Source organism: Pectinatus sottacetonis (assembly GCF_015732155.1).
Classification (GTDB): Bacteria; Bacillota; Negativicutes; order Selenomonadales; family Selenomonadaceae; genus Pectinatus; species Pectinatus sottacetonis.
The window spans coordinates 883485-899190 of sequence record NZ_WIQK01000001.1 but is presented as its reverse complement, the minus strand read 5'-3'; the positions used below and the strand labels follow the sequence as shown (position 1 = coordinate 899190).

Annotated in this window: 15 protein-coding genes and 1 riboswitch; of the genes, 13 read left to right on the top strand and 2 right to left on the bottom strand. The window is 33.9% G+C overall.

From position 1 onward, the window contains the following. Positions 1–24: 24 nt before the first annotated feature. Entirely contained in the window at positions 25–675 is a 651-nt protein-coding gene (locus I6760_RS04195) for a riboflavin synthase (RefSeq protein ID WP_196593230.1), read from the bottom strand. A gap of 18 nt (positions 676–693) precedes the next feature. Beyond that, a complete protein-coding gene (gene ribD / locus I6760_RS04190) occupies positions 694–1791 on the bottom strand; it encodes a bifunctional diaminohydroxyphosphoribosylaminopyrimidine deaminase/5-amino-6-(5-phosphoribosylamino)uracil reductase RibD (RefSeq protein ID WP_196593229.1) in 1098 nt (365 codons plus the stop codon). Between the two features lie 144 nt (positions 1792–1935). Beyond that, positions 1936–2050, bottom strand: a riboswitch (FMN riboswitch). A 270-nt stretch (positions 2051–2320) separates the two neighbouring features. On the opposite strand from ribD, the gene I6760_RS04185 reads away from it, so the two are divergent. The 13 genes from I6760_RS04185 to dcuC all read left to right on the top strand — a co-directional run bounded on the left by I6760_RS04185 (position 2321) and on the right by dcuC (position 15702). Then, positions 2321–4090, top strand: coding sequence for a BglG family transcription antiterminator (locus I6760_RS04185; RefSeq protein WP_196593228.1), 1770 nt, complete (start codon positions 2321–2323; stop codon positions 4088–4090). A 15-nt stretch (positions 4091–4105) separates the two neighbouring features. Further along, positions 4106–4567 (top strand): PTS sugar transporter subunit IIA, encoded by a 462-nt coding sequence (locus tag I6760_RS04180; protein WP_196593227.1) that lies wholly within the window; start codon positions 4106–4108, stop codon positions 4565–4567. Positions 4568–4586: 19 nt separating this feature from the next. Further along, entirely contained in the window at positions 4587–5456 is an 870-nt protein-coding gene (locus I6760_RS04175; protein ID WP_196593226.1) for a ketose-bisphosphate aldolase, read from the top strand. A 79-nt stretch (positions 5457–5535) separates the two neighbouring features. Continuing rightward, positions 5536–5847: a PTS fructose transporter subunit IIB gene (locus I6760_RS04170; RefSeq protein ID WP_196593225.1), complete on the top strand. Its 312-nt coding sequence runs from the start codon at positions 5536–5538 to the stop codon at positions 5845–5847. Between the two features lie 13 nt (positions 5848–5860). Beyond that, on the top strand, positions 5861–6943 hold the full coding sequence (locus I6760_RS04165) for a PTS fructose transporter subunit IIC (protein ID WP_196593224.1): 1083 nt from the start codon (positions 5861–5863) through the stop codon (positions 6941–6943). An 18-nt stretch (positions 6944–6961) separates the two neighbouring features. Further along, entirely contained in the window at positions 6962–7810 is an 849-nt protein-coding gene (locus I6760_RS04160; RefSeq protein WP_196593223.1) for a class II fructose-bisphosphate aldolase, read from the top strand. A gap of 382 nt (positions 7811–8192) precedes the next feature. Further along, positions 8193–8912, top strand: coding sequence for a transaldolase (locus I6760_RS04155; protein WP_196593222.1), 720 nt, complete (start codon positions 8193–8195; stop codon positions 8910–8912). Positions 8913–8941: 29 nt separating this feature from the next. After that, positions 8942–9406 (top strand): PTS sugar transporter subunit IIA, encoded by a 465-nt coding sequence (locus I6760_RS04150; RefSeq protein ID WP_196593221.1) that lies wholly within the window; start codon positions 8942–8944, stop codon positions 9404–9406. Further along, a complete protein-coding gene (locus I6760_RS04145) occupies positions 9403–9687 on the top strand; it encodes a PTS sugar transporter subunit IIB (RefSeq protein WP_196593220.1) in 285 nt (94 codons plus the stop codon). The genes I6760_RS04150 and I6760_RS04145 overlap by 4 nt, the downstream gene beginning before the upstream one ends. Before the next feature lie 10 nt (positions 9688–9697). Further along, entirely contained in the window at positions 9698–11065 is a 1368-nt protein-coding gene (locus tag I6760_RS04140) for a PTS ascorbate transporter subunit IIC (RefSeq protein WP_196593219.1), read from the top strand. 148 nt (positions 11066–11213) lie between these two features. Then, on the top strand, positions 11214–13250 hold the full coding sequence (locus I6760_RS04135) for a BglG family transcription antiterminator (protein WP_196593218.1): 2037 nt from the start codon (positions 11214–11216) through the stop codon (positions 13248–13250). Between the two features lie 211 nt (positions 13251–13461). Further along, complete coding sequence (locus I6760_RS04130) at positions 13462–14118, top strand: helix-turn-helix transcriptional regulator (protein ID WP_196593217.1); 657 nt, start codon at positions 13462–13464, stop codon at positions 14116–14118. Between the two features lie 228 nt (positions 14119–14346). Next, positions 14347–15702, top strand: coding sequence for a C4-dicarboxylate transporter DcuC (gene dcuC, locus I6760_RS04125; protein WP_196593216.1), 1356 nt, complete (start codon positions 14347–14349; stop codon positions 15700–15702). Positions 15703–15706 lie beyond the last annotated feature (4 nt).

The following is a 15706-nucleotide window of genomic DNA, read 5'->3' as shown; positions in this document are numbered from 1 at the left end:
CCTGCTGAGGCATTATGTTCAGGACTAAAAACCATTTTCATGTAAAAAAGCTGTACTTAACCTTGGCGTAGATTGCTCTTCCTTTTTAGCGGACAAAAGCAATTTTTCTACATATTTGCCTAAAATATCAGTTTCAATATTTACCAGTGAATGTTTATTTTTCTGTCCGATAGTAGTTATTGCTGCTGTATGGGGAATAAGGGAAACAGAAAAAGTTTTATCCGTTACATTGGTGACTGTGAGACTGATGCCATCTATAGTCACAGACCCTTTTTTCACGATATAACGCAGTATATCAGGAGCTGCGGCTATAGTAACAATGACTGCATTATCTTCTGGAGTTTTTTTGGTGATAGTACCAGTTCCGTCAATATGTCCATTTACAATATGACCACCTAAGCGCGATTCTATTTTCAGCGCTCGCTCCAGATTTACCGGACTACCGATTTTTAATTCATTCAGGGCAGTTTTTCGCATAGATTCAGGCATTACATCTGCTGAAAAGCTATTATCAGCATAGCGTGTTACAGTCAGGCAGGTGCCATTTACAGCGATACTATCACCTATATGAACATCTGATAGTATTTTTTTTGCAGCTATAGTCAGTCTGGCAGAAGCACTGCCGAATTCTATTTTCTGTATGCGGCCGATTTCTTCAATTATACCGGTAAACATATTTTCACCTCTAATAAATTAAGTAAGATATCCTTTTATCAGGATATCATTGCCTGGTAAAATTTCTGCAGAAGCTCGTTTTAACTGTACGGCATCAGTTAAATTACCAATACCAGGACCTTCTATAGCTGACTTTGCCGTTTTGCCGCCTATAAGTTTAGGGGCAATGAAAAAATATGCTTTATCAGCTAGTTTTTCTTTTATCAGGCTGCCGGTTAATGTTGCACCACCTTCAACCAGAATACTGCATATGTCTTTTTGGGCCAGTTTAGTTAAAAGTTCCCGTATGCTGACATGGTTGTTTTCATCAGCAGTCGTTTTTATAACATCAATGCCGTTGTTATTTAAAATATTTATTTTTTCTTCAGGAGCGTTTTGGGTAACGGCAACTATTGTCGGGGCTTTATTATCAGTTAGAACAGCAGAAGTAAGGGGAATACGGCCTGTACTGTCGAGAATAATGCGAATGGGATTTTTGCCGCCTTCAATAGAATGGGTAGTTAGCGATGGATCATCAGAAATTATTGTATTTATTCCAACCATTATGGCATCGTTTATGTCTCGGAGTTTATAGCCATACTGGCGTGAAATATCGCTGGTTATCCATTTTGATTGTCCGGTAACTGTGGCTGTTTTTCCATCAAGAGTCATAGCTGTTTTTATAGTAATAAAAGGAAGTTTTTTTTCTATCCATTTGAAAAACACTTCATTTAGTTGTCTGGCTTCATTTTCAAGTACACCTGTTACTACCTCCAGACCAGCTTCACGCATTTTTCGTATGCCCCGTCCAGAAACTTTGGGGTTAGTATCGGTCATGGCAACTACGGCTTTTTTTATACCGGCTTTTATTACTGCATCACAGCAGGGCGGGGTTCTGCCAAAGTGGGAACATGGTTCAAGACTTACATAGATGGTAGCACCTTTTGCCAGATTTCCAGCCGCGTTTAAAGCGTGGATTTCAGCATGCGGGGTGCCGGCCTTTTTATGCCAGCCGCAGCCAACGATGCGCCCGTCTTTTACAATAACAGCACCTACCATAGGATTTGGGCTGGTTCTGCCAAGAGCATTTTGGGCAAGCTGGATAGCTGCCTGCATATATTTTTCATCGCGATTCATATAAAGACCTCCGCAAAAATATTATATAAACAAAAAAGCTGTTAAATACATAATGTATTTAACAGCCAATAGGGCAAAACAAAAACGACTTAAATCGCACGGAACGAGTTTTGTGATAATCTTATTAAAAGTATTATAAAATAACACAATCTTTTTCCATCCAGACTATAACTGTCGGCTTCGGAATTAAACCGAATCTGCCAAAAGGCTCGCGGGCTATACCGCCGGTAGGGATTTACACCCTGCCCCAAAGACTGCTAATCAATTGTCAATATAAAAACAATATATATACTGCTTTTACAGATATAATACTACATATTGATTTTTATTGCAATAAAAGTTTTTTTGTATGGTATGGATCTTTAAAAAGAATAAAATTTAGAATATACAGACATATCAGTTTTTTCTATATCAATTACAGAAAAAATAGTATACTAATTCATGGAGGAGGTTGTAGCAATGTTTTGGTATTTTTATAGTGAATGGAAGATGGTATTATAATCTTGAAGAAAGAACAGGAGGAGGTTAGATGGAAGGAGTAAGCGATAGACAAAAGATATTGTTGAAATATTTATTGTCTGATAATAAATTTAAGCCAGTTAAATTTTTTGCTAAAATGCTGTCATGTTCTGATAAGACAATTCGTAATGATATTAATTGCTGGCAGGAACAGGGTATCATTATAGAAAGAATTTCCGGTAAGGGAATAAGGTTAGCAGAAAATCAAAATGATTCAGTAAATGCCATATTAGACAAGAAAGATAACAATAATGGGTTATCAACAAAAGCACGGCGAATGAAAATTTTATTTGCACTACTGGAAGGCAAAGAAAAAAGATTATCAATACAAAGATTATCGGATGAATATTTTGTTAGTAAGACTTCTATAGTAAATGATTTAGTAATGATAGAAAATGAAATATCCCGATATAATTTAAAATTGCATAAAGATGTTAGAGGTACATGCTTAACTGGAGCAGAAACAGATATACGTCGTGCCTTGGGGGAAACAATCAATCAATTCGTAAAAAACAAAGAAAATAATTTGCAGGAAACATATTCGAGAATCGATTATGATACATTGAAAGAATTAAAACAACATTTTGGGGAAGAAAAAGTAGAAACTGTTAAATTATTAATTGAAAAAATAGAAAATTACCTCAATTATAAAATAACAGAACCTTATTATATAAATTTTGTTACGCATATTTTGATATTGATTAGGCGTATACAGCATGACAAAACAATATATGCTGAGTTTGATTCTTATCGGCCGCCGTACAATGAAAAATTTTATAGAGCGGCAAAATTGATGAAATCCTATATAGAAGAAAAATTTGATGTTGTGTTAAATGAAGCAGAAATTTTTTATATTTATCGTTATTTGACTTCATCAGGTGGAATTACAAGTGTTACAGAAATTAGCAATAATTTTGATAATGATTTTCGAGTGCAGGCAGTCGCTACAGATATTATTGAAATAAGTTTGCAGGTATATCCACTTAGGTTTTCATTTAGCCAAACGTTGTATAAAGCATTATTGTTGCATATTCGCCCTATGCTTAACCGTGTGATATATAAAATTTATATAAAAAACCCAATATTGGAAGAAGTAAACACAGAGTTTCCAGAAGCAATGATCCTGTTAAAGCTGATTATGCTGAAAATACAGATAAAATATGATCTTCCTGTTATAAGAGAAGATGAAATAGCATATCTGGCTGTTTATTTTCAAAATGCTGTTGAAGAAATTATAAATAAGAAAAAAGTAATTATTGTTTGTTCCAGCGGCATAGGGACATCACATTTGCTGGAGAAGCGTATTAAAAAATATTTTCCAGAATGGCAGATAGTAGATGTTACTTCTGCAAAAACTTTTGAAAAAATTATTGATAGTGTACAGATAGATTTAGTCATTGCCACAGTAAAACTGTCAATATCTACAAATATACCTATTGCTTATGTGAGTGCATTATTTAATGAAAAAGATGCGCAAAAATTACGCAGTTCTTTTGTGAAACAATTTCCTGATATGGATAAAAATAATAATAAAAATTCTATGGATATTTGCAATAATGATATAAAAAAAATTAATAAGGGTGTATATCTTGCTGATTGCATAATAAATCCTGAGATATATGTGACTATTTATGAAAATATCCAGCTGGTTAAATCGGAAATATATTTTAGCAGTGGAGATGATGATAAAAAAAATATTGATGTTTTATTGTCAAACAGGAAGAATCTTTCAGCAGATATTATAAAGAAAATATATTGCTGGATATTAGAGAATAAATGAAACAGGAGACTTGGTATGGAGAATATTGAAGAAGTTTTTAACGAGCGTCTGATTGATTTAAATATGAAAGCAGCCAATAAAGAACAGGCTTTAGAAGAACTCGTAGAAAACCTTTATCGTGAGAAATATGTAATAAATAAAAAAGATTTTATAAAAGATGTTTATTCAAGAGAAAATGAAGGACAGACAGGATTGGGAAATCACATTGCTATTCCCCATGGAAAATCAGATGCAGTAAAAGTTACATCAATAGCCTTTGGACGTACTAAAAATGATTTAGAATGGGAATCTCCTGATGGGAAACCGGTTCATGTAGTTATCCTTTTTGCAGTTCGTAACGTTGATAAAACGACAGTCCATTTAAAATTACTTTCCCAGGTGGCCATGGCTTTGGCAGATGATAATACATTAGATGAATTGTTAAAAACTAATGATAAAAGAGAAATCATAAAACTGCTTTCGCAGGAAATGAAATAAATAAAAAAGAGGTTGTATTATGTTAATTACAATGAAAGAAATGTTAGAAACAGCACAAAAAAATAAGTTTGCCGTACCTGCTTTTAATGCTGGTACAGGACAGTTATTAACAGCCATGATGGAAAGTGCTGAAGAAAAACAGGCCCCTGTTATTATGGCAATTCATCCTGATGAATTAAAATTTTTAAGAGATAGTTTTATCAGCAGTGTGATTTATGAAGCTAATCATACTAAAGTACCTATGGTGATACATCTTGATCATGGCGGGACATATGAACAATGTATTCATGCCATTCAATTAGGATTTACATCAGTTATGATTGACGGGTCACAGCTATCTTTTCAGGAAAATGCAGCTTTGACAAAAAAAGTTGTAGATATTGCACATTCTATAGGGGTATCAGTTGAAGGTGAATTAGGGACTATAGGACAGACCGGCAATTCTATAGAAGGGGGAACTACTAAAATAATATACACTGATCCGGCAGATGTAAAAACATTCGTTGAAAAAACAGGTGTTGATGCCTTAGCAATAGCTATAGGTACTGCACATGGAATTTATCCAAAGGGATTTGTGCCAAAACTAAAACTCGATTTATTATCAGAAATTAGAAAAATTACTGATGTTCCATTAGTGTTGCATGGAGGCTCCAGCAATGCAGATAATGAAGTAGCTGAATCGGTAAAAAGAGGTATATGTAAGATAAATATATCTAGTGATATAAAATACAGCTTTATGAAAGGCATAGAAAAGTATTTACAGGAAAAAGGATTTGAACGTGAACCAAATGTTATTTATCCATCATGTATACGGATGTGTCGTGATACTATAGAAGAAAAAATGGCGTTGTTCAATGACATGGATAAAGTAAAATATTTTAAAAACTGAATTTTTTGATAAAATAATATAGTCTTATTACATCAATAGTATAAATTTATATAATAAGACTATATAAGGAGGATTGACCATGAATATTGTTGGAGTGGCTGCCTGTACATCGGGAATTGCTCATACGTATATTGCCAAAGAAAAATTGATAAAAGCAGGAAAAGCATTAGGCCATAATGTCCGTATAGAAACACAAGGAACAATTGGGACAGAGGATAAATTGACCTTAAATGAAATATCTACAGCGGATGTTGTTATAATTGCGGCGGACATAAAAATAAATGGGATGGAGCGATTTAAAAATAAAAAAATTGTAGAAGTACCTACGAGTGTCGTAATAAAATCACCTAAAGGGCTTATTAATAAAATTCAATCAGATTTAGGACAGTGAAAGGGGGATTAGAATGATAAAACAATTACAATTAAGTGAAATAAAGAGACATGCAATGACTGGTGTTTCTTATATGCTTCCGCTAGTAGTAGCTTCTGGATTATTAATTGCTATAGGAAATATTTTAGGGAATAATCCATCACTGATTTCAGACTATAAAAGCCCATATACTATATGGCAGGCAGCAGTGACTCTAGGAGTTTATGGTATGCAGCTTATTCCAGCAATTATGTCTGCTGCTATAGCATATTCTATTGCAGATCGTCCAGGAATAGCTCCTGGACTTTTAATGGGAATGATTGCTAATGCGATAGGTGCAGGATTTTTTGGTGGTATGCTTGGAGGATATTTAGCTGGCTGGTGTATAAATTTTTTGAAAAAAGTTGTTAAAGTTCCTGTTTGGGCACAAGCATTATTACCAATGCTTATATTACCGCTATTATCATCACTTATAGTTGGTTTTGTAATGTTTTTTGTAATTGGAGAACCTATAGCTGCAGTTTCGTTTACTTTAACAGCGATGTTGCAGAGTATGCAGGGAGGTTCAGCTGCATTATTTGGAGCTATTATGGGAGCTATGGCAGCATTTGATTTCGGTGGACCGGTAAATAAAGTAGCATCATTGTTTGCAGATGGACTTTTATTACAAGGGGTATATGGACCGGAAGCGATAAAAATATGTGCATCGATGATTCCACCTTTTGGTGTAACTCTTTCGTGGCTTATGAGGAGACAAAGATATAGCAAAGGCGAAGCCGATAATATAAAAATAGCTTTTCCTCTTGGGATATGTATGATTACAGAAGGTGTTATACCTATTGCTGCGGTAGATCCGTTACGAGTTATTTTTTCTTGCTCAACTGGTGCTGCAGTGGGTGGTGCACTTATTATGTTGATGGGAGTAGAATCGAGGGTACCTTCTGGAGGAATGTTTATAGTTCCGGCTATGAATAATCCTATAGGATTTTTAATTGCGCTTGGTGTTGGAACTGTTGTTACGGCTATTTTACTTACGATGTTAAAAAAAGATGCTGTAGAAGAAAAAATAGTAGACGAGGAAGAAGATATCAATTTGGGTGAAATTAAAATTAAATAATAGAGGAGATATAATACAATGTATGTTTCAATGAAAAACATGCTTGAAAAAGCCAATAAGCAAAATTATGCAGTAATGGCGATTAATTGTTTTAATTTAGAAACAGTGCGAAGTGTAATTTTAGCAGCGGAAGAAGAATATGCACCAATAATTATAAATATATTTCAAGATCATCTTTTACATCATTGTGATAGTGAAATAATAACACCAATAGTAAAAACACTTGCCTATAGAACAAAAATAAATGTAGCATTAAATTTTGATCATGGGCAGGAAATTATTGATTTGAAAAAAGCAATTGATGACGGTTTTTCATCTGTTATGGTAGATGCATCCCGCCATAGTTTTAAAAATAATATTGAAATGACTAAAGAAATTGTCAAATATGCACATCCTAAAGGAGTGAGCGTAGAAGGTGAAATCGGTTGTATCGGAGCGACAGAAGAAAGATACACTAATAAATCTATGTATACTGATGTTGATCAGGTAAAAAAATTTTTGGAAGAAACAAATGTTGATGCGTTGGCTATATCTATAGGATCTTCGCATGGAATATATCCTGATGGAGTAATTCCTGGTTTTGACTTTGAAAGACTAAAGAAAATAAAAAACTTAACAAAAATGCCATTAGTACTCCATGGAGGGTCTGGTTCTGGAGAAAAAAATATTGTAACGTGTGTAAAGTATGGTATTAATAAAATTAATGTTGGTTGTGATTTTATGAATGCAAACGCAAATGCAATAAAAAAATCAATAATTAGAAATCCAACAATAAATTTTTTTGATATGGTAAATGTAGCAGAAAAAGATAGTATAACAGTAGTAAAAGATTATATAAAACTTTCTGGATCATCAGGTAAAAATTAAGTACAGGGTTGTCGCACATGAAGTAATTTTTTACTCCAGCGGCAGCCTTATTAATTATTTCCGTAAAAAGTAAATAAATAATTTGTTAATAACCGTTACACATATATATTATATAATAAGCTTATTTATAGGAATTATTATATTTTTACATATATGGTTTTATTAGAAAGTTAACAGTATAACTAACTTGGGCAGTAAATAAAGTAATATTCAAATTATAATTTATCTCAACAGCACTATATATGAAATAATTTCATATATAGTGCTGTTTTGTTTGTGGTTTTAGAATTACTTTTGCCGAATGATTTTTGAAAGAATTTACTGTTTACACAAAATATTCTTAATTTTATAATGAAATTATAATAAATAAAGGAGGATTACTATGAAAGATTTAAGAGAACTGCCAATAAAAATTTTTGCTGATGGGGCAGATTTAAAGGAAATGTTAGCAATTTACAAGACGGGAGTAGTTAAAGGATTTACGACGAATCCTTCCCTAATGAAAAAAGCGGGAGTTTCTGATTATAAAACTTTCGCCCAGAATGTGTTGAAGCAGATAAAAGATTGTTCTGTATCTTTTGAAGTCTTTGCCGATAAATTTGAAAAAATGGAGAGGGAGGCAGATGTTTTGGCGGGCTTGGCGCCCAACGTATATGTAAAGATACCAGTTACCAATACTAAGGGGGTATCTTCGGTTCCGCTGATAAGAAAATTGTCAGAAAAGGGGTACCACTTAAATATTACAGCCATTTTCACCTTAAAACAGGTTCAGGAAGTGGTTGATGCACTGGATAGTAATACGGAAAATATTGTATCGGTATTTGCAGGAAGAATTGCTGATACAGGGGTCAATGCGGCAGATCTGATGAAAAAGGCCAGTGCCATTTGCAAAAAGAAGCCTAGGATACAGCTGCTTTGGGCAAGCTGCCGTGAATTTTATAATATTCTGGAGGCAGTTGAAACAGGTTGCAGTATAATAACAGTTCCAAATAATATTTTAACCAAAAGAGTTAATTATGGAAAAGATTTAAGTGAATATTCTTTGGAAACTGTATGTGGTTTTTATGAAGATGCCTCTAAACTGGGATTTTCAATTTTATGAGGAAAATATTTCTTTAAGGTGGTCGGGAAATGATTGAAAAATTATTCAATTCAACTACTGTAGCCGTTAATGTGAAAGCTAAAAACTGGGAAGAAGCAGTACGTTATGGTGGAGAAATGTTTGTAAAAGCAGGGAATACGGGCAGAGCATATATTGAAGCTATGATAGAAAATATTCGCAAAATGGGACAATATATTGTGATTGCGCCGGGATTGGCTATGCCACATGCCCGTCCTGAATTTGGCGTAAAAAAGATTGGATTAGGACTAGTGCATTTAAAAGAACCTGTTGCTTTTGGCAATAAGGAATATGATCCAGTTGATATTCTTGTTTTTTTGTGTGCTACAGATAAGAATACACATATTAATGTTTTGTCAGAACTTATGGAACTTATTGAAGATGAATTTTTTTTAAAACAGGTGCGTGGTGGTATGGAAAAAAATGCTATCATAAACTATATTCATCAGAAAGCCTGTAAAGGAGAAAACAAATGAAGATATTAACCGTATGCGGCAATGGCATTGGAAGTAGTCTTATGCTGGCTATGAAAATAGAAGAAATTTGTAAAGAAGAAAATATTGATGCACAAGTAGAATCAAGCGACTTCAATTCAGCACAAGGCAAAAATCCCGATCTTATAGTAACAATAAAAGAATTGGCACAACAGTTTGAAAATAAGCGTGTTGTGGCAATTAGAAGTTATGTTAATAAAAAGAAGATAAGAGAAGATGTTCTTGATATTATAAAAGCAATACAAATTAAACAACAAAGATAGGAGAATTCATATGATAGAAATTCTGGAATTTTTGCGCGATGTATTACAGCAGCCGGCATTATTATTAGGAATTGTGTCCTGTGTTGGATTAATTGCATTGCGAAAACCATTTTATAAGATAATGACAGGAACGTTAAAACCTATTTTAGGATATTTAATGCTTGGCGCTGGAGCTAATTTTATTGTAAGTAATTTAGATCCTTTAGGGAAAATGATCCAAAAGGGATTTCATATTACCGGTGTCGTGCCCAATAACGAAGCAATAGTATCTGTGGCACAAAAACTTTTGGGCGTTGAAACAATGTCGATTCTTGTTGTAGGACTTATAGTAAATCTGCTGATTGCCAGATTTACTAAATACAAATATGTATTTTTGACGGGGCATCACAGTTTCTTTATGGCATGTTTACTGTCTGCTGTTTTGGGAACAGCGGGAATGAAAGGGACAGAGCTTATTCTTTGCGGTGGTTTTTTGTTGGGAGCATGGAGTTCTATTTCTCCAGCTATTGGGCAGAAATATACAAATAAAGTAACTGATCATGATGGCATCGCCATGGGACATTTTGGTAGTTTGGCATATTATATTTCAGCATGGGTCGGTTCTAAAGTCGGATCACCGGAAGATAGTACAGAAAAAATAGAAATACCAGAAAAATGGGGATTTTTACGTGATACAACAGTTTCCACAGGATTGACAATGATGGTTTTCTACTTGATTTCAGCAATTGCAGCAGGACCAGCTTATGTATCAACTATATCAGATGGCATGTCGCCCATATTATTTGCAATAATATCAGGACTTAAATTTGCTGTCGGTGTAACAATTGTTTATTCAGGTGTTCGGATGATTTTAGGAGACCTTATTCCGGCATTTGAAGGCATAGCAACTAAAGTTATTCCTTCAGCAGTTCCGGCAGTTGACTGCGCAGTGTTTTTTACGTATGCACCTACTGCTGTTGTCCTTGGCTTTGTTGCTTCATTTGTAGGCGGTGTGCTGGGCATGTTGATACTTGGCGGGATAGGAGGAGTATTAATTATTCCCGGACTGGTGCCGCATTTCTTCTGTGGTGCTACTGCGGGTATTTTTGGCAATGCAACTGGTGGTAAAAGAGGGGCTGTTCTGGGTGCATTTACTAATGGTCTTTTGATAACATTTGCTCCGGCACTTTTACTTCCTGTATTGGGAGCGTTAGGATTTCAAAATACTACATTTGGAGATTTTGACTTTGGTGTTTTAGGTATAGTAATTGGAGAACTTTCTGTACATTTTGGTCAAGCAGGTGTTTTTGCAATTATTGGTATTTTTGTACTGGCACTTTTACTGCCGAATTTCATAAGGACAAAGAATAGAGTAATTAACAATCCAGACGAAGAGTGAATAAAAGATGCTGTTAAATATAAAAAATTATTTATAAATAAGCAATGCTGTTTCCTCCTGTTTTTAGAAAGACAGGAGGAACTGCATATTTGTGAAGTCGAAATTATAATGTGACAGTATCCTTATTTTAAGAAATGGTGGTTTTATTATGCTGAACAAACGGTGTATGCAAATTTTTCATAGAATTTTACACAGTTGCCAGCCTATAAAAATTGCAACCTTAAAAGATGCTTTTGGTGTTAGTGACAGGACTATACGGTATGATTTAGATAATATTGATGAATACTTGAGAGATAATAAATATCCAGCTTTGATAAGAAAGCAGAGTGAAGGAATATCTTTTGCGGTAGAAAAAGATATTCGGAGAAAATTACGTGAAACAGTCAAAGAGATAGATACATATACTTATGTGTTTTCACAGGAAGAACGGCTAGTATATATTTTTTGCAAACTTTTAGGCGAAAAAAATTATATTACAATACAGTATCTATCAGAGTATTTGAATGTCAGTAAAACTACATTGCAGAACGATATCCATGAACTTAAATGTCGGATCAATACACAGACAGAGTATGTTGAAACAATAAAAAGCAAGGGAATACGTCTTGCAGGCAAAGAGCAAAAACTGCGGAAAATTGCCTCAAAAACACTTTTTGCTTATTTGGGAATGAATAATCAGGAATTTCTAAAATTATTTAATGACGTTTCTATTCTTCAGATACAAAATTTTGTCAGGGAAGCAGAAAAACAGCTCCAGAATACACTTTCCGATGATGCTTTTAATAATTTAGTAATTCATTTGGCGATTGCGATAAAGAGAATACGCATGGGAAAAGATATAGTGATGGAAACTGCTGAGCTGAGAAATTTGTTGAATACACCTGAATTTGCTATTGCAGCAGGGATTGCAAAGCACTTGGAGGAATCATTTAATGTAAAAATTCCCCGGAGTGAAATAGGTTATATTACAATACATTTGCTGGGAAGCAATCTTTTTTGGGAAAAAGATGAAAATGATTTTTATCAACAAATGATTGTATTGACTCTGATAGGAAAAGTGGCAAATGACTATGGCACCGCTTTTGAAAAAGATGAAGCTTTATATGAAAACCTGCTTCAGCATATTCATTCATCAATCTACAGGACCCGCCGTAACATTAAAATTAATAATCCTATATTGCAGCAGATTAAGCAAACTTATCCACGGCTGTTTAATTGTGTGCAAAATGCTGTGGTTTTTTTAGAAAAAGACTGGCATATAGTATTCAGTGAAGAAGAATGCGGCTATATTTGTATTCATTTTATGACAGCCAAAGAACGTATGCAGAATAAAAAGGAAAGAAAAGCAAAAGTCCTTTTGGTCTGTGCTACAGGAATAGGAACATCAAAATATGTGCTTATGAAGCTGCAAAGTATTTTTGACTTTACTACTGTGGCAACAGTATCCCTGCATAATGCATATGAGGTGATTGCAAATAATGATGTAGATTTGGTAATTACTACAGTACCGCTGAAGTCAATTAATATAAAATGTATCCTCGTACAACCATTTTTGACCGAAAAAAATATTAGTGAACTTAGTATTTTCTTTTCCCAATATGTCAGGGAAGAACAAAAATCGCTATATATTCCTAAACTGGATGAAGTATTGGCAGTAGCTAGAAAATATTGTCCAACAGTTGATGAAAAACTCCTGCAAAAAGATATGGCGCATCTTTTTATGGGAAAAGAAAAAAGCTATCCTTCTTTTATAGAGCTTTTAGATAAAAACTGTGCAATACTGGGCTATCAAGGGACAAACTGGCGGGAAACAGTTGAACTTGGAAGTAAATTGCTGTTTAGCGCGGGCTGTATTGCCAAGAACTATATTAAAGCTGTACTTAATAATGTAGAAAAAATGGGCAGCTATATGATGCTGTATCCAGGGGTCATTATGCCCCATGCGAAACCGGAAGATGGTGTGATAAAGACATCGTTTAGTCTTATAACTTTAAAAAGTCCACTGGTTTTTACCGGTAATAAATCAATTAAAGTTATTATCACACTTGCAGGGGCAGATGCTGTTTATCATTCTCAGGCATTAAAAGAACTTATGCGTTTTTTTGAAAACGAAAACAACATTAAAAAGCTGTTAAAAGTAAAATCATATGACGAAATTTCCCAGTGCTTTGAAATAAAACAATAGTAAAAAATATTAAATATTATTAAGCTTGTACTTTAATACCACTGTTCATTCACTGAACAGTGGTATTTTTGGCATCTAGGCAAGAATTGACTTATATGGCAATGTTATATAAAATTATATTTATTATTTAGAAGTTTTGCTTTATCAGGAAAATACACAAGGAAAAAAATAACTCATAGAAGATAAATTAACTATAAAAGAGGTTATGTGCGTGGAGGATTTAAAACAGTATATTACGTTAGTCGATTTTTTGGGTAAATCGCTAGGAAACAGATATGAAGTGGTGCTTCATGATTTAACGGTCCCGGAGAAATCCATTATAGCAATAGCTAATGGGGATATAAGCGGGCGTAAAATCGGGGGGCCTATTACGGATCTATTGCTTAAGATTTTAAAAAAAGGCAAAAAAGAACATATAACTTTTATAACTAATTATAAGGGGAAAACGGGTAATAAAACATGTCGGTCATCAAGTTATTTTATTTATGATAAGACAAAAAAAATAATTGGTGTACTTTGCATCAATGTTGATATTACACCATTGATAGATTTTAAAAAAATTATAGATAATGAAATTTCCTTTGTGAATTATGAAGACAAAAAAACATTAAAAGATGACATAATGGAAAATCTGGAAGGTTCAGTTGATGATTTGATAAAGAATATGATAACGTCACGATTTGAACAATATACCAACATGGGAAGTCAGATGTCAGTTGATGATCGCTTGAATCTGGTCAGAGATCTATATAATGACGGATTTTTCTTATTACGCGGCAGTGTTAGTGTATTAGCAGAAAAGCTAAGCATATCTGAACCGACACTTTATAGATATTTGAACCGTATAAAACGCCACATAGAAAAATGAAGTATAAAATTTGCCAAAATAAAATATTAATCTTGACAAATAAAATATTATTGCGTAATATATAGGCATACAAAGATACAGCAAGGGCGCTGATGGATTGATATCAGTGTCTTTTTTTGTTGCTTTTTTGTGTTTTAAGGATAGTTTTGCTTGCTTGTGATAATAATTTATTATATGAATAATGATAAATTATTATCTATATAATATAATTGTAAAAGAGGGGATTATATGAGTTCACTGGTGTCAATTCTCGTTATTATGTGGGTAATCTATATGATTGTAAAAAAGCATTATCCTCAAGCGGTGCTTTTATTAGCCGGTATTATTTTATTAATATGTGCTGTATTTGTTAATGGAACTATGATTTTATCAGCTAAGGTATCGTCAGGATCTGCCATTTTGGATATTTTTACGATGATTCAGGTTTTAATGAGTAAGCGGGTTGCAGGGCTGGGTTTAACAATCATGTCGATTGCCGGATTTGCCAAGTATATGGATTATGTTGGCGCCGGTAAATCTTTATTTGCTGTAGTGGCCGCACCTATAAAAAAAATAAAGTCACCATATATTCTTTTGGTCATGGGTTTTTTTATAAGTCAGTTTTTGGTAATATTTATACCAAGTCATGCCGGTTTGGGGTTGCTTCTTATGGTAACTATGTATCCTATTTTTATCAGGGCAGGCATTAGCAAATTATCTGCATTAGGAGTAATAGGCTGCGCGCAGTACATGGATGTTGGGCCGGGGAGCGGTAATGCTATATTGGCTGCTAATATTACAGGTTTGAATCCGGCAGTATATTTTGTCAAATGGCAGTTCCCTATTTTCATAACAACAACACTGATTTTAGGAATAGTACATTTTTTTGTACAGCGGTGGTGGGATAAAAAAGAAGGTTATGTCCCTGATATAGAAGTAATGAGCGTAAAAGAAAACACCGAAAGACCACCTCTGATTTATGCTGTTTTACCAATTATCCCGATGATCTTTATTTTGGGATTTAGTCCGCTGTTCAAGAGTCCCATAAAAATTAATGTAGTCACAGCTATGTTTTTGAGTACATTTATTGCCATGATTTTTGAGCTAGCTAGAACGAAAAGTTTGCATTTTACATTATGTGGATTAAAACATATGTTTGATGGTATGGGAAAAAGTTTCGCAATTGTAATATCCCTGATTGTATCAGGCGAAGTTTTTGCTAATGGCTTAGTAAAAATTGGGGCAGTAAATGCTCTTACAGGTAGTTTACAGCATTTGGGATTAAATATTTATGTTTTAATAATTTTCTTCTGTATAGCTATTGCTATATGTGCCTTTTTAATGGGGAGCGGTAATGCAGCGTTCTTTTCTTTTGCGGCTTTGGCGCCTAAAATTGCAGAATCAGTAGGGATTTCCAGTTTGAATCTTATTTTACCTATGCAGATAATGACGAGTTTTGGTCGTGTTTGTTCACCTATAACAGCAGCAATTGTTGCTATTTCTGGTGTAGCTGATGTAAATCCTATACAAGTTGTAAAACGCACCTGCATACCTATGGCTGTAGCGGCCATTATCAATATAATATTCCTGTTCATAAATTTTTGAGAAT